General features: G+C 68.3%; 18 protein-coding genes. 7 read left to right on the top strand and 11 right to left on the bottom strand.

Features of this window, described 5'->3' with window-relative positions:
* The first annotated feature begins 346 nt into the window (after positions 1–346).
* A complete protein-coding gene (gene aceE / locus Q0863_RS06460) occupies positions 347–3043 on the top strand; it encodes a pyruvate dehydrogenase (acetyl-transferring), homodimeric type (RefSeq protein WP_298576584.1) in 2697 nt (898 codons plus the stop codon).
* A gap of 385 nt (positions 3044–3428) precedes the next feature.
* On the opposite strand, the gene Q0863_RS06455 is transcribed toward aceE, so the two are convergent.
* Together Q0863_RS06455 and Q0863_RS06450 are read right to left on the bottom strand one after the other, a co-directional pair.
* The gene (locus tag Q0863_RS06455; RefSeq protein ID WP_298576582.1) at positions 3429–6518 is read right to left on the bottom strand and encodes a DUF3427 domain-containing protein; all 3090 of its coding nucleotides are present in this window, start codon (positions 6516–6518) and stop codon (positions 3429–3431) included.
* 1078 nt (positions 6519–7596) lie between these two features.
* The gene (locus Q0863_RS06450; RefSeq protein WP_298576579.1) at positions 7597–8448 is read right to left on the bottom strand and encodes a DUF3883 domain-containing protein; all 852 of its coding nucleotides are present in this window, start codon (positions 8446–8448) and stop codon (positions 7597–7599) included.
* Between the two features lie 205 nt (positions 8449–8653).
* On the opposite strand from Q0863_RS06450, the gene Q0863_RS06445 reads away from it, so the two are divergent.
* Both Q0863_RS06445 and Q0863_RS06440 read left to right on the top strand, forming a co-directional pair.
* Positions 8654–10261, top strand: coding sequence for an MFS transporter (locus tag Q0863_RS06445; RefSeq protein WP_298576578.1), 1608 nt, complete (start codon positions 8654–8656; stop codon positions 10259–10261).
* A 176-nt stretch (positions 10262–10437) separates the two neighbouring features.
* Positions 10438–11268 (top strand): arylamine N-acetyltransferase, encoded by an 831-nt coding sequence (locus Q0863_RS06440; protein WP_298576576.1) that lies wholly within the window; start codon positions 10438–10440, stop codon positions 11266–11268.
* A gap of 296 nt (positions 11269–11564) precedes the next feature.
* Here Q0863_RS06440 and Q0863_RS06435 read toward each other — a convergent pair whose 3' ends face one another.
* The 4 genes from Q0863_RS06435 to Q0863_RS06420 all read right to left on the bottom strand — a co-directional run bounded on the left by Q0863_RS06435 (position 11565) and on the right by Q0863_RS06420 (position 14469).
* On the bottom strand, positions 11565–12434 hold the full coding sequence (locus Q0863_RS06435) for an SAM-dependent methyltransferase (RefSeq protein WP_298576574.1): 870 nt from the start codon (positions 12432–12434) through the stop codon (positions 11565–11567).
* 114 nt (positions 12435–12548) lie between these two features.
* Positions 12549–12890 (bottom strand): DnaJ domain-containing protein, encoded by a 342-nt coding sequence (locus Q0863_RS06430; RefSeq protein WP_298576572.1) that lies wholly within the window; start codon positions 12888–12890, stop codon positions 12549–12551.
* On the bottom strand, positions 12890–13612 hold the full coding sequence (locus Q0863_RS06425; RefSeq protein WP_298576571.1) for a hypothetical protein: 723 nt from the start codon (positions 13610–13612) through the stop codon (positions 12890–12892). The genes Q0863_RS06430 and Q0863_RS06425 overlap by 1 nt, the downstream gene beginning before the upstream one ends.
* Positions 13609–14469 carry a DUF2167 domain-containing protein gene (locus tag Q0863_RS06420; RefSeq protein WP_298576570.1) on the bottom strand — a complete coding sequence of 287 codons (861 nt, stop codon included), beginning with the start codon at positions 14467–14469 and terminating at the stop codon, positions 13609–13611. Before Q0863_RS06420 ends, Q0863_RS06425 begins: the two co-directional genes overlap by 4 nt.
* 209 nt (positions 14470–14678) lie before the next feature.
* Here Q0863_RS06420 and Q0863_RS06415 point away from each other — a divergent pair, with 209 nt between their 5' ends.
* The 3 genes from Q0863_RS06415 (at position 14679) to Q0863_RS06405 (ending at position 17035) form a co-directional block, all read left to right on the top strand.
* Positions 14679–15488 (top strand): hypothetical protein, encoded by an 810-nt coding sequence (locus tag Q0863_RS06415; RefSeq protein ID WP_298576568.1) that lies wholly within the window; start codon positions 14679–14681, stop codon positions 15486–15488.
* A gap of 150 nt (positions 15489–15638) precedes the next feature.
* A complete protein-coding gene (locus tag Q0863_RS06410; RefSeq protein WP_298576566.1) occupies positions 15639–16229 on the top strand; it encodes a hypothetical protein in 591 nt (196 codons plus the stop codon).
* A gap of 134 nt (positions 16230–16363) precedes the next feature.
* Positions 16364–17035, top strand: a complete 672-nt coding sequence (locus tag Q0863_RS06405; protein ID WP_298576564.1) for an SDR family oxidoreductase — start codon at positions 16364–16366, stop codon at positions 17033–17035.
* A 430-nt stretch (positions 17036–17465) separates the two neighbouring features.
* Here Q0863_RS06405 and Q0863_RS06400 read toward each other — a convergent pair whose 3' ends face one another.
* The 3 genes from Q0863_RS06400 to Q0863_RS06390 form a co-directional block, all read right to left on the bottom strand.
* On the bottom strand, positions 17466–18251 hold the full coding sequence (locus tag Q0863_RS06400) for a hypothetical protein (RefSeq protein ID WP_298576562.1): 786 nt from the start codon (positions 18249–18251) through the stop codon (positions 17466–17468).
* Positions 18252–18264: 13 nt separating this feature from the next.
* The gene (locus tag Q0863_RS06395) at positions 18265–18477 is read right to left on the bottom strand and encodes a hypothetical protein (RefSeq protein ID WP_298576560.1); all 213 of its coding nucleotides are present in this window, start codon (positions 18475–18477) and stop codon (positions 18265–18267) included.
* 190 nt (positions 18478–18667) lie between these two features.
* Positions 18668–19429 (bottom strand): hypothetical protein, encoded by a 762-nt coding sequence (locus Q0863_RS06390; RefSeq protein WP_298576558.1) that lies wholly within the window; start codon positions 19427–19429, stop codon positions 18668–18670.
* Positions 19430–19688: 259 nt separating this feature from the next.
* On the opposite strand from Q0863_RS06390, the gene Q0863_RS06385 reads away from it, so the two are divergent.
* Positions 19689–20081 carry a hypothetical protein gene (locus Q0863_RS06385; protein ID WP_298576556.1) on the top strand — a complete coding sequence of 131 codons (393 nt, stop codon included), beginning with the start codon at positions 19689–19691 and terminating at the stop codon, positions 20079–20081.
* Positions 20082–20087: 6 nt separating this feature from the next.
* Here Q0863_RS06385 and Q0863_RS06380 read toward each other — a convergent pair whose 3' ends face one another.
* Together Q0863_RS06380 and Q0863_RS06375 are read right to left on the bottom strand one after the other, a co-directional pair.
* A complete protein-coding gene (locus Q0863_RS06380) occupies positions 20088–20711 on the bottom strand; it encodes a DUF998 domain-containing protein (protein ID WP_298576554.1) in 624 nt (207 codons plus the stop codon).
* Between the two features lie 321 nt (positions 20712–21032).
* Positions 21033–22235 carry a serine hydrolase domain-containing protein gene (locus Q0863_RS06375; protein WP_298576552.1) on the bottom strand — a complete coding sequence of 401 codons (1203 nt, stop codon included), beginning with the start codon at positions 22233–22235 and terminating at the stop codon, positions 21033–21035.
* Positions 22236–22469 lie beyond the last annotated feature (234 nt).

The following is a 22469-nucleotide window of genomic DNA, read 5'->3' as shown; positions in this document are numbered from 1 at the left end:
CGGCGCCTGCCCCCTGGCCGGCGATGATTGCCGACCCGGTGAACGAGGGCAAGCGGGCGCCGGTCGCCAAAAACCGGGCATTCTCCCCGCCCGGTGTGCAGGCGGTGCGAAGACGGCGCGCGGCCGCCCTCGGGGCGGGATCGAGCGCCTGCCGCCGCGGCGCGTTTCAAACGCGCCCATTGCTGCGCGATCGCCGCCGTTCGCGGCAGGATGGTTGCCATGGCAACCATGGACCCGCCCTGCGGTGGGGCGGCCGCCGCAGGGCCGGGCCCATGCCCCCTGCTAGAATCGGCGGTCCAACTTCCCCACGACATTGCGCGGCCAGGGGCCGCGGCGGAGCAAGGCGATGAACTGGCTGACCGACGTGCTGCAGAACGACCCCGATCCCACCGAAACCCGCGAGTGGATCGAATCGCTCAAGGCGGTGATCGACCACAACGGCCCCGAGCGCGCGCACCAGCTGCTCGAGGACATGGTCGAGCTGACCCGCCGCGCCGGCGCGCACCTGCCCTTCGCCCCGACCACCGAATACATCAACACCATCCCCACCCACCTGGAGCCCAAGATCCCGGGCGACCAGACCCTGGAATGGCGGATCCGCTCGATCATCCGCTGGAACGCGATGGCGATGGTGGTGCGCGCCAACCGCAAGCCCGGCGACCTCGGCGGCCACATCGCCAGCTTCGCCAGCTCGGCCACGCTGTACGACGTGGGCTTCAACCACTTCTTCCGCGGCCCGGAAGGCGAGCACCCGGGCGACGTCGTCGCCACCCAGGGCCACAGCTCGCCGGGCATCTACGCGCGTGCCTTCCTCGAAGGCCGCATCAGCGAGTCGCAGATCGACAACTTCCGCATGGAAGTCGACGGCCGCGGCATCTCGTCCTACCCGCACCCGTGGCTGATGCCCGATTTCTGGCAGGTGCCCACGGTGTCGATGGGCCTGGGCCCGATCGCCGCGATCTACCAGGCGCGCAACTGGAAGTACCTCGAATCGCGCGGCCTGATGCCCAAGACTGACCGCAAGGTGTGGTGCTTCATGGGCGACGGCGAGACCGACGAGCCCGAGAGCCTGGGCGCGCTGTCGATCGCCGGCCGCGAGGGCCTGGACAACCTGATCTTCGTGGTCAACTGCAACCTGCAGCGCCTCGACGGCCCGGTGCGCGGCAACGGCAAGATCATCCAGGAGCTGGAGAGCCAGTTCCGCGGCGCCGGCTGGAACGTGATCAAGACCATCTGGGGCAGCTACTGGGATCCGCTGCTGGCCAAGGACAGCCAGGGCATCCTCAAGAAGCTGATGATGGAAACCGTCGACGGCGAGTACCAGAACTGCAAGGCCTTCGGCGGCGCCTACACGCGCGAGAACTTCTTCGGCAAGTATCCCGAGACCGCGGCCATGGTCGCCAGCCTCTCGGACGACGACATCTGGCGCCTCAACCGTGGCGGCCACGATCCGCACAAGGTCTACGCCGCCTACGACAAGGCGATGAAGACCACCGGCCAGCCGACCGTGATCCTCGCCAAGACGGTGAAGGGCTATGGCCTGGGCAGCGCGGGCGAGGCGCTCAACCCCACCCACAACACCAAGAAGCTCGACGACGACGCCGTGCGCGCCTTCCGCGACCGCTTCAAGATCCCGGTCGACGACGCCCAGCTCAAGGACGGCAACATCCCGTTCTACCACCCGGGCGAGAAGTCCGAGGAAGTGCAGTACCTGCTCGAGCGCCGCCGCGCGCTGGGCGGCTTCGTGCCGCAGCGGCGCCGCAAGGCCGACGAATCGCTCACCGCGCCCAAGCTCGAAAGCTTCGAGCGCCTGATGAAGAGCACCGGCGAGCGCGAGATGAGCACCACGATGGCCTTCGTGCAGTCGCTCAACATCATCCTGCGCGACAAGCAGGTCGGCCCGCGCGTGGTGCCCATCGTCTGCGACGAGGCGCGCACCTTCGGCATGGAAGGCCTGTTCCGCCAGATCGGCATCTACGCCCCGGCCGGGCAGAAGTACAAGCCGGTCGACCGCGACCAGCTGATGTACTACCGCGAGGACAGCACCGGCCAGGTGCTGCAGGAAGGCATCACCGAGGCCGGTGCCTTCGCCTCGTGGATGGCCGCGGCCACCAGCTACTCCACCAACAACCTGCAGCTGCTGCCGTTCTACATCTACTACTCGATGTTCGGCTTCCAGCGCGTGGGCGACGCCGCCTGGCAGGCGGCCGACATGCGCGCGCGCGGCTTCCTGCTCGGCGGCACCGCCGGCCGCACCACACTCAACGGCGAAGGCCTGCAGCACGAGGACGGCCACAGCCACCTGCTGTCCGGCGCCATCCCCAACTGCCGCAGCTACGACCCCAGCTTCGCCGGCGAAGTGGCGGTAATCCTGCAGCACGGCATGCGGCGCATGCTCGAGGAACAGGTGGACGAGTACTACTACCTGACCCTGATGAACGAGAACTACAGCCACCCCGAGCTGCCCGAAGGCGCAGCCGAGGGCGTCATCAAGGGCATGTACCTGCTCAAGGATGCCGGCGCCAAGCCCAAGAAGGGCGAGCTGCGCGTGCAGCTGATGGGCAGCGGCACCATCCTGCGCGAGGCCATCGCCGCGGCCGAGCTGCTGGACAAGGACTTCGGCGTGACCGCCGACATCTGGTCCTGCCCCAGCTTCACCGAACTGCGCCGCGACGGCTACGACGCCGAGCGCTGGAACCGCCTGCACCCCGAGGCCAAGAGCCCGCGCAAGGCGTATGTCACCGAGTGCATCGAGAGCCGCCCCGCCGGCCCGGTGATCGCCGCCACCGACTACGTGCGCAACTTCACCGACCAGATCCGCGGCTTCATCCCGCGCACCTATACCGTGCTGGGGACGGACGGCTTCGGCCGCTCGGATACGCGTGCGAATCTGCGCAGGCACTTCGAGGTGGACCGGTACTACATCGCGCATGCCGCGATCGATGCGCTGGCGAAGGACGGGAAGATGACGGCGAAGGATGCGGCCCGGGCGATCAAGCTTTACAAGCTGGATCAGGAGAAGCCGAATCCGTTGGGGGTTTGAGGCGCCCCTCGGACTGAATGGAAAGGGCGGCCACGGGGCCGCCCTTTTTCGTTGGGCGAAAAAAAGGAAATTCGACCCGTTCTGCGATCTGGACCCCGCTCTGCGAACCCGAACAAGCACACTCCCGATCTTCCGGACGCTCACGAGCGAACTTGCCGGTGGACCCAACCAATTGAGCAGTTCGGGCTTGCGGGGAATGACCCCCTTCTCCTAGCTGCTTCATGACCGCCTCGGGAACTCTATCGCTCAGCTGGAACGTCACGCGCATGGGCCGATCGCCCGCTACACCGATGACATCCACCATCCCCATGTATGCGGCGTCGCTGTAAGAGCCGGGCGGGAAACAGGGGTCAGAGTCGACTTTTCAGCCTTAACGGAACCGATCTCAGGAGACTGCAGCACCGAAGCGTGCGAACAGGTCGCCTGGCAGCTCATGCGCCAGGCGCCAGGTAATGGCCATGGGGCGTTCGCCCTCGTGACTGACGTAGCTGGCGGGGCCAAGCAGCCAGAAGGCTCGGTCGTCGGGGGTCAGGCGTGCGAAGGGCAGCACTGTCGTGCCACGGCTTACATGCGTCTGGTACCGCTGCCCGGTTTCGCTGCTTTCCCGAGTCCCTGACTGGCTCTCCCAATGAAGCAAGGTGGGGCTGATCGCATAGTCGCGGTAGCGGGTGGTGGGCGAGAAGCGGTCCCCGGTCTTGTCCAAGGTGATCGTGAGGAGGTCCACCTGGGCTTCGGGCAGCCAACGCACCCCTTCGCGCCATTCGGGGACTTTCAGGATGTCTTCCGTGGCGAATGCCGCCAGCACTTCCCTGCGCGTGTACCGGGCATGGACGCGTAGCGGAACATCATCATGCGTCGAAAGTGCCTGTTGCAGATGATCGATCCTGTCGCCCAGCACATCGACAAGCTGGCGAAGTTCGGCAAGCACCTGCGGGTGTGCCCAAAGCAGCTCGGCCGCGTCCTGTAAGGTCTCTTCGCCTTTGGATACAGACTCGGTCATCACGGTTGCGAGCATGTGGAAGAGGCGGCGAGTCCGGGCATCCATCGTTGCGACGTCGGGCGCTGTCGCCGCTTCGGCAAGGGCGCGGTACTGATCGATGCGCAGCGAATCGTCCAGATGCAGCAGCCGGCCAATGGCGCGTCGCAATGCCGGCTCGTGCGGACCGGCAGGGAGCGTCGAAACCCCACCGGCCTCGAGTAGATCCGACCAGCTTCTGTTGTTGGCGTAGACCTCCTCGAGCTCGATTCCGGTTTGCTCAAGGAAATTCCTGAGCGTGACTGCCGGGTCTGCCTCGGCAACCCGCCTGAGCTCGCGGGCACGGGCTGGCCAGGTGGTCGGAATGCTTTCGCGGATGTTGTCCAGCACATGCTGCGTGGCCACGGCGTCCAGCTGCATATGGCACCCGCTCGGCAAGTAGGGGAACCCCTGCTCGATGGAGCGCTCGACCTGCCTCCGGCTGCCGCCCAGCAGAGCGGCATAGCGCCGATGCATCCGGAACTCCTTGCGATGCTGGCCGACGAAATCCAACACCGTGCAGACCGTCTTGTCAGGCGTGCGACGCAGGCCACGGCCAAGCTGTTGTAGAAATACCGTCGGGCTGTCCGTCGGGCGCAGGAGCAGTAAGGTATCGACAGATGGGACGTCGACGCCTTCGTTGAAGATGTCTACGGAGAACACGATGCGAACCTCGCGCGTGGCGAGCGCTCGCAAGGCCTGTTCACGGTCCTGGGGCGGTGTCTGTGCGGACACCGCTATCGCTGGGAGGTTTGCCCGGTTGAACTGATCCGCCATGAAATGCGCATGCGCCACGGATACGCAGAAGCCAAGGGCGCGCATGCGCTCGGGGTCGGTGACCGTCTCGAGTGTATTGGAGATGATTCGGCGAGCCAGGACATGGTTGCCGGTCACGAGCTGGCTGAGCTGCTCGAGATCGTATCCACGACCCCGGCGCCAGTCGACCTGCCGATAGTCGGCGCCGTCCGCGATCCCGTAATACGCGAACGGCACCAGGCGATGCTGGTCAATTGCATCCCACAGCCTGAGCTCGGCCGCGATGCACCCGCCGAACCAATGGAGGATCGGCTCGTCATCGCTGCGCTCGGGCGTCGCGGTCAAGCCGAGCAGCTCGCGTGGCAGCAGATGCTCCAGAAGTTCGTGATAGGTACGGGCCGCTGCGTGGTGGAACTCGTCGACGATCACCACATCAAAATGGTCGCGAGGCAGGCTGTCGAGTCCGCTGGCGCTCAGGCTCTGGATCGACGCAAAGACATGCTCGAACCGGGCAGGGCGCTCGCCGCCAACCCATCGTTCGCCAAACGCCGCATCACGCAGGGCGTGCCTGAAGGTTGCGAGGCTCTGGTCGAGGATCTCCTTGCGGTGGGCGACAAACAGTAGTCGCGACCGCGGCAGCCGCTTGCGCAGACGCTGGTAGTCAAGCGCCGCCATGACGGTCTTGCCTGTTCCCGTCGCGGCGACAAGCAGATTCCGATGGTGTCCCTGCAGGCGGGAGAGCTCGATCAGTTCGAGCAAACGTGACTGGAATGGCTCCGGACGGATCTCGACCGGACTCAGGTAGACCCTTTGGCCTGAGTCCGGAGTCCGGGCGAGGGCTCGGAACTCTTCGGGATCAAACTCTCGGAAGTCCTCATTTTGCCAGTAGCTTTCGAACACGGCCGAGAACTTGTCGATGACATCCGGGTTGCGAGCGCCGGAGACTCGCACATTCCATTCCAGTCCCGTGACTTGCGCTGAGTGGGTCAGGTTGGATGAGCCGATGTAGGCGGTGGAGAACCCCGTATGGCGATGGAACAGCCAGGCCTTGGCGTGCAGTCGGGTACTGGAAACGTCATAAGAGACGCGGATGCTCGCACCCAGGTCACGCAGGGCCTCTAGTGCCGACAGTTCGGTGGAGTTGGTGTAGGTGGTCGTGAGCAGGCGCAGCGCGCGCCCTTCGTCAACGTGTCTGCGCAACAGGTCGAGCATTGGGCGGATGCCCGTCTGGCGCACGAACGCCATCAGGATATCGATGCGGTCCGCGGACGGTACCTCCGAACTCAGCTGGAACCCGATCCGGGGCTCGCCTGGTGCATTCGTCAGCAGGGCCGTATCGAGCAGGGGCGTGGCGGGCAGGGGAATCGACTCCGGCTGCCCATCCGGTTTCAGACCGACAATCGACCGCAGGACGTCCGAGTTTTCAGACAGGGCATCCGAGGCATCGATGCCTTTGCTTTGCGCGGTCAGCAATCGGACGACCTCCCGCGCAAGCTTGGCGCCCACCTCCGCGCGCTGTTTGGCATCCAGCGCCGCCACGCTTCGCCGGACCAGGGCGGCCAGATGGAAGGAGATTCGATCCGCCGCCTCGGCCGGATGGAGGTCCACCCGCTCTGCGCGTTGTGTGGATTCCAACACCGAGAGAGCCTCTTCGAGGCCTTCAGTGATCAGCTGCTCGTAAAGACCGCGGTGGAGTCCCGTCATCGCGCCCAGGCTAGCAACTTAGCCCGGAGGCCGCGAGCCCTCGCAGGCGCTGAGACCGCCGCGACCCAGGCTGGGCGGTCCTGCCAAGGAGACCCCCGGATGGAGCCCAAGTTCACCTTATTCGAGTACATGTATCGGGACGCCGGCAACTTCAAGACAACCGGGCGGCTGTTGCTTTCGGGGCAGGACCCGCAGGCGGAGGGAGCCATTCGGCGGTGCCTGGACTGGGGCGACCAGTTCGTGGCCGAGCAGATCGGTGTGCCCCCCCCTGTGCGCCGAGCATTGGGAAGCCGTAGGCGAAGAACCCTCGGAGCTCGATCACGCCTTTCACGAGTTTCTGGGGCTGCGAAACGTTGAGGCGGACTCTCCTGGTCTCCGGGTGTGGGGCTCGATCGACCGGATGGTGCAACGGATGCAGGCTGCAGCTGGGCGATGGGACGTGAGCTTGTCGCCCAACTGTGATCTCTGAGTCCATACGTCGCCCGCAACGGCATGTTGTCCAGGCCTTGCGTCCGTGCGCTGACGTGGGACAGCCTCAGGGGGACGGAGGTAGTTAAGGTCCGACGCAAGCCGGCTCACCCCCGGCCGGCACAAATGAAGAGCCCGTCCCGGTTCGAGGGATGCGGACGTGCCCGCGCTCGCGCACACTTGCGCACCGCTCCCCAGTCCCCGCACGCCCCGATGACGGAAACAGGGGTCAGAGTCGACTTTCCGAAGCGTTGACGACTCTCGGGAATCAGGTTCGAGTGAGCCCGGTCCTTCGGGCCATGGTATCGGGGTCAGGTTCACTTCTCCCGATAGCTCTCGTAAGGAACGGTAGGAGGGGGCAGGTCAATGGGGCTTGGCACATTCCCTGCGTACCTCTCGCAGGCCTGTTAGCCCCATCCAATGTCGATGCGTGTCAGCTCGTAGTCCTCCCCGCGGGCTAACGGGGCCAGGTGTAGTTTTGGTCCAGGAGCAGCTTAAGGAGCCGGGTGTACTCAAGGCTCACAGTCTGGTGTGACGCCTCGCCACAAGCGAGAAGGATGGGTAGGAACGTGGTTGGGTTCAGGCACGAATTCCGGGCGTCTGGCGAGAATTAGTCTGCCAGTTGCGCCAGGAACGTCGTCGCATCCAACTGGCAATGCCCCTCGATGGCTCCCGGCAGGTTGAACACCCGCGGCCGTCGCCGAAAATCGAACACGCGATACAGCTGGTAGCGTTCGGCATCGGTGCTGGAGCGGGCCAGTTCGTTGCGTGACACAAAGAATGGTGTGAGTTCTCCGAAGGCCGTGGTCTTGACCTCGATCAGGCGTTCGCGGCCGTCCGTCTCGAAGGACAGCACATCGAAGCCCAAGCCGTCGCCCTGCGTTTCGGACACCTGCTCGACACGCTCGGCCAGCACCTTGCGGCCGGCGGCGTGCAGGCGCTGCGCTTCCAACTCCATGACGAACAGTTCGCCTGCCCTGCCCAGGGAGCGGTTGTGTGACTCGCGGGCCAGGTAGTCGCGGCGGGCGGGAGAGAAGCGTGGCGCATACTGCGGCGGCGCCTCCTTCAGGCGCTTGGGCTTCGGCTTCGGGATCCAGACCTGCTCGACGATTACAGTTTCCGCGACCGCTGCCGGTCGCGTCACCGCGTGCTCGGCCGCTACTTGCAGCGCAGGCCTGTGGCGCAGTTGCGCTTCCACGACCTCAAGCAGTAGCAACTGGTAGTTCTCCAAGGCCTTGTACCCACTGACGGTGGGCCACTGCAATTCCTGCATCACCGCGCTGATGTTGCGGAACTTGTACTCCACCGACGCCTTGCTGCGCCCGTCGAGCTTCTGCATCAAGGCCTGGATGCGCGCGGACTTGTTGAACTGCTGGCCATTGAGTTCCAACTCCAGCATGTGCAGGTAGTCCGCGACGCACGCTTCCACTTCCAGCCGTGACCAGTCCTCGCCCGTCGCCATGCGGCGCCACCCCTGGAGATCCCTGTCCAGGTTACCCCGAACCCGGGAACCCGGGAGCTTGAGGGCCAGGATCCTAGTCGAGATCCGACGTACGCCAGCTCACCCCCGGCCGGCCCAAATGAAGAGTCCGTCCCGATTCGAGGGATGCGAATGTGCCCGCGCTCGCGCACACTTGCGCACCGCTCCTCAGTCCCCGCACGCCCCGATGACCAACGGCCTGTCCTTCCGCCACCCGCTTGTGTTCTGGTTTGGCTGTGCGCTGCTGGTGGGCGGGGTGTTCGCGCATGCGCCGATGTTCCTGATGGGGCAGCACACGCACTGGCAGATGGTGGGCATGCCGATGACCACGGAGATGTGGCTGGGCATGGCCGCGATCCCGATGGGGCTGGCGCTGTCGGCGTTCGGCATGCTGCCGCGCCTGCCCGGCGGCGGCGCCGTGGTTTCGGGCGCGCACCTGCATTTCCATGTCGCCGACGGCGTGCCGCTCAACCGTGCCCACGCCACCTTGGTGTTCGTGCTGATCGTGGCGCTGGCGGTGGACGTGATGAAGCCGGCTACGCTCGGCTTCGTGATGCCCGGCATGCGCGCCGAATACGACATCGGCACTTCGCGCGCCAGCCTGCTGGCGCTGTTCGCGCTCACCGGCACCACGGTCGGCTCGATCGTGTGGGGACGCATCGCCGATATCGCCGGGCGCCGCGCGGCGATCCTGCTCTCGGCGCTCATGTTCATGGGCACCGCGATTTGCGGCGCGATGCCGACGTTCGAATGGAACCTGGCGATGTGCTTCCTGATGGGCGCGTCGGCCGGTGGCCTGCTGCCGATCACCTTCACCCTGATGGCCGAGACCGTGCCGGCCGCGCACCGCGGCTGGCTGTTGGTGGCGTTGGGCGGGGTGGGCACGTCGGCCGGCTACCTGCTGGCGGCGGGCGCGGCGGCGTGGCTGGAACCGATGTTCAGCTGGCGCGTGCTGTGGCTGCTCGGGCTGCCCACTGGTGCGGTGATCATCGTACTCAACCGCTGGATTCCCGAGTCGCCGCGGTTCCTGTCCAACGCCGGCCTGCACGAGGCGGCGCGCGAAGTGCTACGGCGGTTCGCGGGCCAGCGGCACGACGCGGTGGAGGTGGACGACGCCGCGCATCCCGGCGCGCCGGTGATCGAGGAATCGCACCCGGTCAGCGGCCTGCGCGCGCTGATGCACGGGCGCCACCGGCCGATCACCTCCGGCCTGCTGGTGTGCGGCGTGGCCTGGGGACTGGCGAACTTCGGCTTCCTGCTGTGGCTGCCGACCAACCTGGTGGAGCTGGGCGTGGACGCGGCGGGCGCGAGCGCGGTGCTGGCACGTTCGGCGCTGCTGGCGCTGCCAGGCATCGCGGTGGTGATCTGGCTGTACCACCGCTGGAGCAGCGTGCGCGCGCTGGTGCTGTTCATCGCGGCCACGACGCTGTCGCTGCTGGCGTTCGCGGCCATGGGTTTTGCCGAGGTGCGTGCGCCGGGCGCGGTGGTGGCCGCAACGGTGGCGTTGCTGGTCAGCGTGAGCGGCGTGATCGCGATGCTGATCCCGTACGCGGCCGAGATCTACCCGGTGCGCCTGCGCGGCACCGGCTCTGGCGTGGTCGCGGCCAGCTCGAAGGCGGGCGGCATCCTCGGCGCGGGGCTGGGCGTGGTCGGCTTCTTCGACCATTTCGCGTGGTCGGCGCTGCTGATCGCGCTGCCCATGGCGCTGTCGGGCTGGATGCTGCTGCGGCACGGGATCGAGACGCGCGGGCGGCGACTGGAGGAGATCGAATCGCAGTTGGCGGCGCAGGGGTGAGGCACGCGTAACGAATGCCTGTTACGGCTGGCGATCAGCGCCCCGCTGGAACCAGGCATTGCACCACGCGAAGGGAGAACGGGCCCAGGTTCCAGGCTGTGCACCTGGCGGATGGGTTGACATCACCTGGGGTCGAAGTTCTAGCGTTCCATCCTCACCTGACATCCCCCACCAACATGACCGCAACACTCCAGGACCCCGCCACCTACCTCGCGCGGCTCGGCTACCGCACGCCTCCACCGCCCACGCTTGAAACCCTGCAGACGCTGCAGCTGCGCCACACTTCGGCATTCGCGTTCGAGACCATCGATACCCTGCTGCGGCGCCCGGTACCGGTGGACCTGCCAACGCTGGAGCGCAAGCTGCTGGGCGACGGGCGTGGCGGCTACTGCTTCGAACTCAACCGCCTGTTTCTGGCGCTGCTGCAGCACCTGGGCTTCGAGGCGACGGCGCTGGCCGGGCGCGTGATCGAGGGGGACGCGCCCTTGGCGCGGACGCATCTGTTGTTGCTGGTGAAGGTCGACGGCGAGCCGTATGTCGTCGATGTCGGATTCGGCGGCATGGTGCCCACCGCTCCCCTGCGACTGCACGGCGAAGAGCCGCAGGCGACGCCGCACGAGCCCTACCGGATCGTGGCCACCGCGGATGGCTATCTCCTCCGGACCCAGGTGCTGGGCCAGTGGCGCGAGCTGTATACGTTCGACCTGCAGCGGCAGCTCGACATCGACCTCGAAATGGGGAGCTGGTACGTCTCCACCCACCCAGGGTCGCCCTTCATCGGACAGCTGCGCGCCGCCCGTACCGATGGGCCGCAGGTACGCAAGACACTGCGCGACGGCAGCTTCGCCATCCACCGCATGGGAGCGCCCAGCGAGCGCCACGAACTGGCCGATGCCGAGGCCGTGCTGCAGGTGCTGCAGGAGGAGTTCGGCCTGCGCCTGCCTCCCGGTCCGGCCCTGCACGACGCGCTGCAGGCGCGGCTGGAGGCGACGCGCGCAGGCGGTTGAAAGCGGGCGAGGCAGGCCATCTCTCCACGGGGAACGGTGCCTGGCAAAGTTTGCATTGCCTGTGTGCGCGTACGCGCGGCGGGACGATGCAAAGCAGGTAGAGGGACCAGTGTCGGCGCAGTTTCCTGCTGCAACGGAGCCGGCGTTCCATCTTCTCTCCCAGCTTGCCGGCGAGATCCGTTGCTCGGAGGGCGACATGCCCGCCACGGAAAGAGCGCCCGGTGCATCGTTGTCCGCCACCCGGTACGGCGGCGACCCATGGACAGAGGCGCCGTTCGCGCAGCGCTACCTGCGGCTCAACGCCGCTGCGCCAGCACCCCGTCCAGCGCCAGCTGCGTGCGGAAGCCCGCCTTCTCCAGCCGCTTCGACACCTCGCGCGGCACGTCGCGTCCGCTGGTCAATTTGTTCGGACTGCCGGTGTAGTGGAACAGCTTGCCGCCCTTGCGCAGCACGCGTGCGAGCTGGCCGTAGAAGGCCTGCGAATACAGTTCGCCGGCGATGCCGAAGCGGGGCGGGTCATGCAGGATCGCGTCGAAGCCGGCGTCCGGCAGGCGCGTGATCTCCTGCGACACGTCGCCCTGCCGCAACTGCAGGCGGCCGCCGTGTTCGGGTGCGTCCGGATCGGGCGACCAGGGGTTGAGCGTGCGCAGCCACAGCACGTCCTCGCTCTTTTCGAACGACACGATTTCCGCTGCGCCGGCCTCCAGGCAGCCCGCGGCGAAATAACCCAGCCCGCCGCAGGTATCGAGCACGCGGCGGCCGCGCGGGTCGATCAGTGCGACCTTGCTGCGCGCGTCCTCGAACGGCGAGACCTTTGCCGTCGGCAGCATCTTGATGCCGTCGATCTCGAAGGTCGGCGCGCCCCAGGCGGTGGGCACCAGCTTGTACAGCGCCCGTCCGTAGCGCGAGGCGGCGACGAAGGCCTCGCCATTCCAGTAGTGGATGCTGCGGTCCTTGAGGCGCTCGGGATAGGGGAACTCGCGGTCCCGCCAGCGCCAGTGTGTCGCGGCGAGGTTCGCCTGCGTGGTGCTGCGTCCCAGGTCCAGCGAGCCGGTCCACGTGCCGGCACCGGCATCGCGTGCCGCGCACAGGGCATCGGCGATCTCTCGAGTCAGCAGGGGTCCGGTGGCGTGCGGCACGGGCGGGGCATCGACGGGGCGCGCCATCGTAACCGCTCCGGCCGTGTGGGCGCGTCGTCCGATGTGGAACCGGCGGCGAGCGTGCGTGCAGGCGTGCAGTCCGCGATCGGTGCTGGACTCCGATCTGGACGCGCGACAGGATCAGCGCTTGGTGGACCGCATCGCCAGGTCGTACGCCGCGTTGATCTCGGCAGTCCGTTCGCTGGCGAGCGTGCGGATCTCCGCGGCCATCGTCGCCACGCGGTCGGGATGGTTTTCGGCGATGCAGCGCCGGTAGGCGGCGGTGATCTGCGCTTCGTCCGCGTCCGCGGCGACGCCGAGCACTTCGGTCCAGTGCCGGGCGCCGATGTCGACAACATGTGGCGCTTCGGGCTCGCGGTCGTCGCCGGACTCCGCGCCGGACGGCTTTGGCGTCGACAGGAACACGCTGACCAGCCAGTAACCCAGCACCAGGCCGCTGGCGGCAACGAGGAAGGCGAGCATCACCGCAACAGCCCGGCGACGCGCGCGCGGGCAGCACTGAGCTGGCCGGTGCGTTCGTCGTCGGTCTCGTCGGCCAGGGCGAACAGGTCCAGCCGCGCATCGATCGCGCCGCGCAGGCGACCGCGCGCATCCTCGCGCAGCTGCCATGCCGCGAAGGCGATCGGATCGCCACGGAAGCCGCGCATCGCGCACAGCCGGCGATAGAGATTGATCGCGTGCGGCGGGCACAGCAGCGTTTCCGCCGCCAGTCCGGTCAGCTGGCGCGGAGTGAGCTGCAGGGCCGACCGGCGCAGCACGAGGTAGGCCAGCATCGCGAGGATCAGCAGCCACGCCGCGCCCAGTGCGGCCAGCAGCTGCGTGGGATCGCGCACGGCCAGCAGCAGCCAGGGCATGACACCGAGCAGCAGCACGCCGGTGAGCGCGCATCCGAACCGGACCGGCCACAGCGTGCGCGCATACCGCACCAGCGTGGCGGAGGTGTCCGGCGTGGCCGCGGCGACGTGTAGCCAACTCGCCCGGAACCGCGTGCGCATCGGCAACAGCGGGTTGGGCACCGACAGGAAGCGCCCCCGCAACTCCAGGCCGGGGCCGACCGAGACCCGCCATCCGCGGCTGCCGCCTTCGACCAGCACTTCGTCGAAATGCAGCAGCAGCGCCGAGTCCTGCAGGTACAGCGCGACCAGGGCCACGGCCAGCAGGAGCTCGGCGTCCAGCAGGATCACTTGCGCGCGTTGTTCTTGCCGCCGAACAGCTTGCGGATGGCCAGGCCGGCACCGGCCACGCCCACCAGCAGCAGCTTCCAGAACTTGGCGAGCGCGATGCCGATGGCCGCCAGCCAGCCCTTCTTCGAGGCGACCGCCGCGGCGCCGCCGGTGATGAGCGCGGCGAGCCCGATCTCGGCGACATGGTCGCCCGGCCGGAACTCGCCGTAGCCTTCACCCGAGACATAGGTGTAGCCGGGCACCAGCGACTTGAAGTCGGCGATGGCGGGCTGCAGCACGTCGGGATCCGCGGCGACGGTCACCTCCATCACGCCGCGCCGACCGAGCAGACGTGTGTTGTAGTTGACCACCTTCGCGCCGGACTGTTCGCTCTCCAGCAGGATCGCCCAGGCCAGTGCGCGGATCTGCTGGTCGTACTGCGGCTTGGACGACCAGCCCACCAGATTCAGCGTTTCCCAACCGCGGCTGCGACGCTCCTCGTTGCCGTGTTCCAGGCCGGTGCGGATGCTGGACAGCACGTCGTCCGGATCCAGCGTCTCGTCGTCCTTGACGTAGCCGATCTCGCTGAAGCTGAAGAACGCGATCCACTCGAAATCGTCCGGTGCGAGCACGTACTCGTCGACCTCGGTGGGCGGGTTCTCGAGCAGTTCGTTGAAGCGCCGCGCCGCGTCGGCGCCGAGGAAGGCGTAGCCCTTGGGCACCTTGATCGTCGCGCGGTCGCCGATCCTGCCGACGGTGGGGCCGTGCTGCCAGGGCAGCTGCGAGACGGGGTCGGCGGCGTCCTGCGCGAAAGCCTGGGCCATCGGCAACAGGCAGGCAGCAACGGCCATGCAGAGCGCAAGCATGAGGCGCGTCATTCTGGTGTCCTTGGATTTACGTGGCGATCCCGACTCCCCGATGGACCGCGTACTTCCCCCTGCGGCCGTAGCGCCCAGGGCCGGATCCTTCCGGGGCGCGGCCCGATCTTAGCAGCGAAGCGTTCGCCGCCTCGGTTACCGGCCGGCGCTGTCCGCCCACGCACCGGCAGCGCGTTGTTCCCTGGGCAGGGGCACGCGGAGCCGTCACCATGACGCCGACCGAGCTGCAACGCCTGCTGGCGGCCAGCGGCCACTACGCCGGTGCCATCGATGGCGAGATCGGTCCGAAGAGCCTCGCCGCCATCGAGGCCATCCTCGCCGCGCACGCGGACGACTGCACGTCCGATCCGTCCGCCTGGTCGGGCCGGCGCAGGCGCATCGGCGCCGGGCAGCTGGCGCTCAGGCTGGCGGGGCACGCGCCCGGTCCGATCGACGGGTTCGCGGGCAACCAGACGGCCGGCGCGCTGCTGGAGTGGAACCATCGCCAGAGCTACGGACGCGATCTCGTGCTGGATCGCACGCCCAGCGGTCCGACCATCGACAGCGCTTTCCCGAAGCAGTCGGAGTGCGAGGCGTATTACGGACATCCGGGCCCTGCCGTCGAGCGGCAGCTGGTGATGGTGGAGTTGCCGCTCGCGATGCGCCTGGATTGGAACCTGCGCAAGCGCGTCTCGCGCGTCCAGCTGCATGCGCGCTGCGCCGACAGCGCCGCGGCGGCGATGAAGGAGATCCTGCGCAAGTACGGTCTCGACGAGTTGCGCCGGCTTGGACTGGATCGCAACGCCGGCACCTACAGCCATCGCCGCATGCGCGGCGGATCGGCCTGGTCGATGCACGCCTACGGCTGCGCCTGGGACTTCTTTGCCGGGCCGAACGGGCTGACCACGCGCTGCCCGCAGGCGCTGTTCTGTGGAAGCGGGTACAGGACGTTCTTCGATATCTGGGAAGCGCACGGCTGGCTGTCGCTCGGCCGCGCCATCGGTCGCGACTGGATGCACGTGCAGGCGGCGCGCCTCTGATCGCGGGTTGTGACGCGTAACGCTGCGAAGTCTTGCTGAAGTGGGTGATTCGGGCGCCTTCGACCTTCACGTGGCCTGGTGACTGACGTGGTCACGATGGCAGCCCGCCTGGCGTCGTCCCGATGTCTGGCGTTGCCTGAAGGACACTGCATGCCCGTTTCCCTGTTCGATCGCATCCCCGGCAGTCGTTGCCCGCGCATCGCGGCGCTCGCATCGATGGTTCTGCTGGTCGCCTGCGGGCGCGAGCCCACGCCGGATGCCGGGGTCGAGGCGGCGCCCGTGCCGCCGCCGCAGCCCACGGCTGTCGCGCCACCGGTCGATGGAGGTTCCGACGGTCCGGCCGCCGACAGCGACACCATCGGTGGCGACGGGTCGGCGATCCAGCTCGACCCGCTAGACGGACAGGATGTGGCGGACGCCGCGCTGCCTGGCGAGCTGTCCTGCGGCTTCCTGCGCGATGGCGCATCGCTGCTGTACGCCATCGGCACGGTCGCGTCCGAAGATCCCGCGCTGGGGCTCGTGAAGGTCTCCGGCGTGGTGGAGCAGGTGCGGGCGCCGGGCGGCTACGACGGCATCCTCGACAACCCCACCTTCACCGGACGCGGCATGACGCTCAGGATCCGGACGACCGGCCCGGCAATCGGCGGCGGCGAATCGCCGCCACGTCCGGCGACGCTGACCTACCTGCGGGCCGATGGGGCGAGCCGCAGCTTCGAGGGGCAGTGGCAGTGCGGGCCCTGAATCGATATCGGCGCCGTCTGCGACGTTGTGCGATCGATTGATGGGCAACAGCGATGGGCATGAAGTCGGCGACCGGTGATGGAGACGTTTCGCACCGGGACTAGAATGTGCGCCCCCACGCAAGAGGACACGCCATGGCCACCTATCTGATCACCGGCGCCAATCGCGGCATCGGCCTGTCGCTGGCGCAGCAGCTGGCGGCACGCGGTGACTCGGTCATCGGCGTCTGCCGGCAGACCAGCCCGGCGCTGGCGGCCACCGGCGCGCAGGTGATCGACGGCGTGGACGTGGCCGATGCCGACGCCGTGGCATCGCTGCCGGCGAAACTCGGCGATCGCCGGATCGACGGACTCGTGCTCAACGCCGGCATCTTCAGCAACGAAACGCTGGACGCGCTGGACGCGGATGCCTTCGCGCGCATGCAGCGCCAGTTCGAGGTCAACACGCTCGGCCCGCTGCGCGTGGCCGCCGCGTTGCAGGGGCACCTGGCGCAGGGCGCGAAAGTCGGCATCGTCACCAGCCGCATGGGCTCGGTGGCCGACAACGGTTCGGGCGCCTATTACGGCTATCGCGCCTCCAAGGCGGCGGTGAATGCGATCGGCAAGTCGCTGGCGATGGACCTGGCCCCGCGCGGGATCGCGGTTGTCCTGCTGCACCCCGGGCGCGTGGCCACCGACATGCTGGGCGGGCAGGGCGACATCGGCCCGGACGAAGCGGCGGCCAACCTGCTCGCGCGCCTGGATGCCCTGACGCTCGCCGACACCGGCAGCTTCTGGCACGCCAACGGCACGCCGCTGCCCTGGTAGGGCGTTCGCGTCGACGGCGACACCATGAGCGCCTTGGGCCGGTTCGCCCTGGGCACTGTGGAAATGATGTTCGCCGAACATCGAAACCCGCGCTCCGCCGGGACCAATGATGCGTTGCGGCCGTGAGGCGAATCCATCGATTCCGGACGCGGAGGACGATGCTGCATCGCCGCCCGGCCCCTTCGAGGATCCCGGACTCAACCGTTGCTACGCCGCGGTGATCGCGGGCGACAGTGCGCTGGCGAACCGGATCGCGCTCGGCTTTGCGGTCCGGGATCCATTGGCAACTCATCGCGCTGATGCGATGGAGGCGGGGTCGACGAGAGATGCGGAGTTGGCCGCTGCCTCACGTCAACCCGAGGCGCCCACGCTCCACATCTGAACGCGTAAACCATGTGCGACTTGGTGCGTGGGTCGATATTGCCCGGCGTCAGCGCCGGGCCGGTACGCGTCGTGCTGGCTCGGGCACCCAGCCTCCGGGATGGCGGAGTCTGAGCATGGCCGTCTGGACGATCAGCACCACGGCGATCAGGATCGCGACCCACGCCGAGGTATCCGCCCCGGGAAGTTCGTGCCCGGACTGTCGCACGTACACGGCGACCAGCGCCCACAATACCGCCGCCGCATAGACCACGTTGCCGCGCATGCGATGGTTGAGCGCGAGCAGCACGATGGCGGCCACGGCGTATAGCGCAAGCGACCAGGGGAGCTGTCGGTCCACCGGCATCCACTCGTAGGCGACGATGACCTGGGCCAGGTTGAGGAAGGCGGCGAGCGTCAGCCAGCCCGCGTGCAGCGACAAGGGCAGCCAGGCCCACAGTCGCTGGCGCTCGCGCGGGGTCGGGTCCCGCGTCAGCTGGATGGCGCTGTACGCCAGGCACGACAGCGCGCCGAAGATCACCAGCAGGCACAGCCAGAACAGCTCCTGCGAGAACAGCGGCATCCAGATGGTGGTCAGGAAGAAACCGGCGGCCGTCCAGGGCGCAACGCGCCCCAGCGTGGCGTCGTCCTTGCGGCCGCCGCTCGCCTGCCAGCCGGCGTGCACCAGGTCGAGCAGGAAGATCAGGCTCCAGATCGAGAACGCGTAGCCGGCCGCGACCAGCAGCGTGGGATAGCGGTCCGAGATCGTGCCCTGGTCGGGCCCGAACGCGCCGGTGCTGGACAGCCAGGCCACGACGGGCATGGCCAGGGCGGTCAATACGACGAGCAGGCGCATGCGACTTCCCGACTCAACCTTCGCCGAAGCCGCGGCTGGCATGTGCAGCCGTGCGAAGCGGTTCGGCGACGTCGATGCGTTCGCCTGCCAGGACCGGGTCTCCGTGCGGCGCCGTGCGCGAACCATCGTCCCGGTGGCGCAGGTCGCGGGTTTCCTGGTGGCTTTGCCAGGCGCGCCACGCAATGTAGCCGACGGTGCCGTAGGCGATGAGCTTGATCAATGACATGGGATGTCTCCGGGACGGGAAGGGTGATCAGGTTGGAACAGCGGTGGTGATCCGGATGTGACCGCTGCGACGCGACGCCGCAGGCTGGGCCGCACCCGGATTGCGAGGCGCCGCGGAACGGGAAACACCGCGGCGGAACAGGAAGAAGCCCCCGGTCAAGGGGGCTTCGTCCAGGCTGCAACGCGATGTGTCAGCGGCCGTCGTTGTCCGCATCGCCCGGCAGGCGATGCTCGACGCGATGCCAGGCATCCTTCACCGCTTCCTTGGCCTCCTGCCAGGACAGGCGCGATTCGCCCTTCGCGCGTTCCCACCCCTGCTCGAGGCGCGACTCGGTGTCGGCGTCCCAGTTGCTCGACCCCGACAGGCTGCGCGCCTGGGTGCCGTAGCGATAGGCGGGGCGGTAATCCTGGTATTCGAAGTCCTGGCGGTAGTACGGCGCCTTGTTGTACTGCTCGCCGAAGTGGCGGTCGGTCTGCTCGTAGGCGCCATAGGTGCGGTCGGTCCGGTCCCAGGCATCGCGGACGGCCGGCTGCGCGGCCTCCCAGTCCAGGGTCGACTGGCCGCGGGTCTGGTCCCAACGCGTTTTCAGGTCGGTCTCGGCCTCCTGCCAGTCGCGGCGGCCGGCTTCGTTGCGGTACTCGGTGCCGAGGCGGTAGGCCGGGGCGTAGTCGCGATCGAAGTCGCGGTCGGCGCGGTAGTACTCGCGGCCGGTCGCATCCTGGCGCCAGTATTCGACTTCGGCGGTGGGGTCCACGCGTTCAGCGATGGCCTTGCCGCCGGATGCGCCACCCACCGCGCCGATGCCGCCACCGATGAGCGTGCCGATCGGGCCGAAGAAGCTGCCGACTGCGGCGCCCGCAATCGCGCCTGCGGTGCCACCGGCGGCGACGCCGATAGGGTGGGAACCCGGTGCGCCGGTGATCGGATCGCGGTTCTGGTCGTGCTTGTCCATGGTGTTGCTCCTGTGGGGCGGGGGATGTCCGGCGATCATGCGTTCGGCCGCGTGCGTGGGCCGTGCACGTCGCGTGGCGACGGACTTAACGAGCCGGTGAGGACGGGGTGATCTAGGATGTCGGCCTGTGGAACCTCAGGAGCGAGGTACATGAACGCCACGACTGCAGGACAGGGGCGAGCGCGCGCTGGCGCGGCTCGTTGCAGGAAGGGGAAGACGCATCGGTGCGGTGTCGCACCGGGGGAAGGAGGGCGCGGCCATGGCTGCTGACATGCGCATCACGCTGCGACGCGAGGCGGGCGAGCTGCACGCCCACGTCAGCGGCCCCAACACGCGCGAGAACACCTTCGGCTACTGGGGCGCGATCGCCGATGCGCTGGATGCGCAGCGCGCCGGCCTGCTGTTGCTGGTCGACGAACTGGACGGCCCACCGCTGGACGCCGAGGACTGGCGCGAACTGGTGGCCGAATTCGGGCCGCGCCTGGGCCGGCTGCGCGTGGCGCACGTCAAGCCGCGTGGCCTCGACACGGTGGAGCACTGCATGCTTTCGGCGATCGGGTCCGGCCTCGAGGCGCAGGTGTTCGCCGACGTGCATTCGGCAGCGCTGTGGTTGCGCTATGGCCAGCAGGACGACCCGCCGGTCGCGGGCTGATCGGGATCAGGATCCGTTCGCGCGGGGGATGCGCCAGGACAGGGCCGCCAGCGCGCCCAGCCAGCCGACGATCAGCGCGATCACCGCCTTCTGCGCCAGGCCGCGAGGCAGCTCGCGCCATAGCGCCAGCACCCAGATGGCCGCGAAGCAGGCCAGTGCCCACGGCAGCAGCCAGCGTGCATGCCGGCGCCAGCGCGGATCGCGACGCAACCGCAATGCCTGCAGCACGAGGCCGGTGGTGGTGAACAGGAACGCGCCCTGCGCGGTGATGCCGTGCACGAGGCCTTCGAAGCTGGCGTCGACGCCGGGCAGGTCCATCCACGCGTAGGCGGTGATGCACAGGCAGAGGCCGCCCAGGCCGAGCATCAGCAGCGGGGCCGCGCTGCGCGCAGGCAAGGGCGCGGTGCGCCAGGCGTTCCAGGCCAGCCCCGCCATCGCCAGCGCCAGCGCCACATAGGCGGCCTGCAGCAGGGAGCCCCATGGCCCGATCAGGTACAGGCTCATCTGGCTGTGGACCGGATCGAGTTCCGGCCGGAGGACGTGCAGGGCCACCGCAGCGGCGACGAAGAAGGCCAGGCAGGCGACGGCCAGGCGCGGCAGGACGGTGGAAGCGGAGGCGGGTCTTGGCATGCGTGGCGTGCGTGCGTGGATGCGGCGTTGTAGCACGGACGTGACCGGGCCTTGCCAGGATGCGCGGGTGGACCCGGACGCAGCTTCCGCACGACTTCTACCGGGCTGGCGGCGCAAGCGCAGGCCACGCCGCGGGCGCCGGCCAGCGACGGAGTTTCGTCGCGTCCTCGCAGCCGATTATCGACTGCACGGCGAAGCGGTCGGTGCTGGTGCGGTACTGCCGGGCCACTCGGCGGCTGCAGCGGCATGGCGACGTTGCCGCCCGCCGAGCAAGTCCGCGGTCGGAATGAGCGTCCGCCTCGCCGGCGCGGCGTGGTGGACTCACTCGCCGCGCGCGAGCCGCTCCTCGATCGCGCTGAAGGCCGAGCGCGCATCGCCGCGTTCGCCCGGTACGCCGGTGGCGAAATACACCACGCCGGTGCCGGCCGCGCGATCGATCCACAGCCCGGAACGCAAACCGTAGGCCGAACCGCTGTGGCCGACGCGTTCGATGCCGTCGCCGAAGGGATCGTCGCCGCACCCGGACTGCGGCGTCGCCAGCGTCTGCGCGGCCAGTCCGTAGCGGCAGAAGAACGCCAGCCCCTGGCCATCGCCGGTGTCCTCCTCGTGGCCGATCCCGTTGCCCGGCGCGTAGTGCCACTGCGGCGCGAGCAGGCTGCGGACCGATGCGGGCGACAGCAGGCGCACCCCGTCCACCTCGCCCTCACCCAGCAGCAGGCGGCCGATTTTCGCCAGGTCGCGCGCGCTGATGCGCAATCCGCCCTGTGGCGAGAACAGTGCGCCGTTGGCGCCTGCCCGCCACTGCGCCAGATCGCATTCGGCGCCTTCTCCGGTGATGACCGAACAGGCAGGCTTGCGGCCGTGATGGTCGTCGCGCACCGGCGTGCGCGCATCGTCGTACAGCACGACCGCGCGCGCGGCGGTGGCCTCGTCGCAGGCCGCCCAGTTGTAGCAGCCGGCGATGCCGAGCGGCTGCAGCACCAGGCGCTGCATCAGCAGGTCGAAGCGTTCGCCGGTGGCGCGTTCCATGGCGGCGGCGACCAGCGGAAAGCCGAGGTTGGCGTAACGGAAGAAGCTGCCGGGCGGATGTTCGGCATCCCAGGCGCGCGGGTCGTCGAGCAGGCCGCGCAGCTCGCTGCCCAGCGGCACCTGCCAGTAGCCGGCGGCGTCGGTCAGCCCGGCCTGGTGCGAGAGCAGCATGCGTAGGGTGATCGGCACCTGCGGCCACTGCGGATGGCGCAGCGGCCAGCCCAGCGCATCGGAGACATCGGCCTCCAGGTCCAGGCGGCCGTCCTCGACCAGGCGCAATACGCCGATCGCCACCACCAGCTTGGAGATCGACGCCACGCGCACCGGATCATCGGCGCTGACGGCGCGGCCGGTCGCGAGATCGGCATGGCCCCGGGTCTCGATCGCGGTCGGTCCGGCGCGGTCGAACGCGACGCGCACGCTGGCGACAGGATCGCCTGCGCAGGCGATGCCGGCGTACAGGGTCGACAACAGCAGCCAGGACGCCATGCGCATGGATGGATGCTCCATCTGATCGGGAAGGGCCGCCTCGCGCAGTGGCTCGTGCGTGCGGCATGCGTCGATGGTAGTCGAGCGCAGTCGCAGGCAGCCAGTGTGAGCGGCGGTGCCCTGCACGCGGCGGTTGTGTGCCGTGCACTTCCGGAACTCCTTCCGTGCTTCCGCAGTGGCGCTTGCTGCGCCGCAGCGCAACTGGTGGTGCACGCAGTCCGGCGGCTGCGTTGGTCGCGA

The sequence above is a fragment of the uncultured Luteimonas sp. genome (assembly GCF_947492465.1).
Classification (GTDB): Bacteria; Pseudomonadota; Gammaproteobacteria; order Xanthomonadales; family Xanthomonadaceae; genus Luteimonas.
This window is presented reverse-complemented; position numbering and strand designations above follow the sequence as displayed.

What these genes read in the sequence shown, in the direction of transcription:
- Q0863_RS06395 (WP_298576560.1), bottom strand. Translation starts at nt 18,477, where the DNA reads ATGTCATTGATCAAGCTCATCGCCTACGGCACCGTCGGCTACATTGCG.
- Q0863_RS06455 (WP_298576582.1), bottom strand. Translation starts at nt 6,518, where the DNA reads ATGACGGGACTCCACCGCGGTCTTTACGAGCAGCTGATCACTGAAGGC.
- aceE (WP_298576584.1), top strand. Translation starts at nt 347, where the DNA reads ATGAACTGGCTGACCGACGTGCTGCAGAACGACCCCGATCCCACCGAA.
- Q0863_RS06420 (WP_298576570.1), bottom strand. Translation starts at nt 14,469, where the DNA reads ATGACGCGCCTCATGCTTGCGCTCTGCATGGCCGTTGCTGCCTGCCTG.
- Q0863_RS06415 (WP_298576568.1), top strand. Translation starts at nt 14,679, where the DNA reads ATGACGCCGACCGAGCTGCAACGCCTGCTGGCGGCCAGCGGCCACTAC.
- Q0863_RS06410 (WP_298576566.1), top strand. Translation starts at nt 15,639, where the DNA reads ATGCCCGTTTCCCTGTTCGATCGCATCCCCGGCAGTCGTTGCCCGCGC.
- Q0863_RS06440 (WP_298576576.1), top strand. Translation starts at nt 10,438, where the DNA reads ATGACCGCAACACTCCAGGACCCCGCCACCTACCTCGCGCGGCTCGGC.
- Q0863_RS06390 (WP_298576558.1), bottom strand. Translation starts at nt 19,429, where the DNA reads ATGGACAAGCACGACCAGAACCGCGATCCGATCACCGGCGCACCGGGT.
- Q0863_RS06375 (WP_298576552.1), bottom strand. Translation starts at nt 22,235, where the DNA reads ATGCGCATGGCGTCCTGGCTGCTGTTGTCGACCCTGTACGCCGGCATC.
- Q0863_RS06450 (WP_298576579.1), bottom strand. Translation starts at nt 8,448, where the DNA reads ATGGCGACGGGCGAGGACTGGTCACGGCTGGAAGTGGAAGCGTGCGTC.
- Q0863_RS06430 (WP_298576572.1), bottom strand. Translation starts at nt 12,890, where the DNA reads ATGCTCGCCTTCCTCGTTGCCGCCAGCGGCCTGGTGCTGGGTTACTGG.
- Q0863_RS06400 (WP_298576562.1), bottom strand. Translation starts at nt 18,251, where the DNA reads ATGCGCCTGCTCGTCGTATTGACCGCCCTGGCCATGCCCGTCGTGGCC.
- Q0863_RS06385 (WP_298576556.1), top strand. Translation starts at nt 19,689, where the DNA reads ATGGCTGCTGACATGCGCATCACGCTGCGACGCGAGGCGGGCGAGCTG.
- Q0863_RS06380 (WP_298576554.1), bottom strand. Translation starts at nt 20,711, where the DNA reads ATGCCAAGACCCGCCTCCGCTTCCACCGTCCTGCCGCGCCTGGCCGTC.
- Q0863_RS06445 (WP_298576578.1), top strand. Translation starts at nt 8,654, where the DNA reads ATGACCAACGGCCTGTCCTTCCGCCACCCGCTTGTGTTCTGGTTTGGC.
- Q0863_RS06435 (WP_298576574.1), bottom strand. Translation starts at nt 12,434, where the DNA reads ATGGCGCGCCCCGTCGATGCCCCGCCCGTGCCGCACGCCACCGGACCC.
- Q0863_RS06405 (WP_298576564.1), top strand. Translation starts at nt 16,364, where the DNA reads ATGGCCACCTATCTGATCACCGGCGCCAATCGCGGCATCGGCCTGTCG.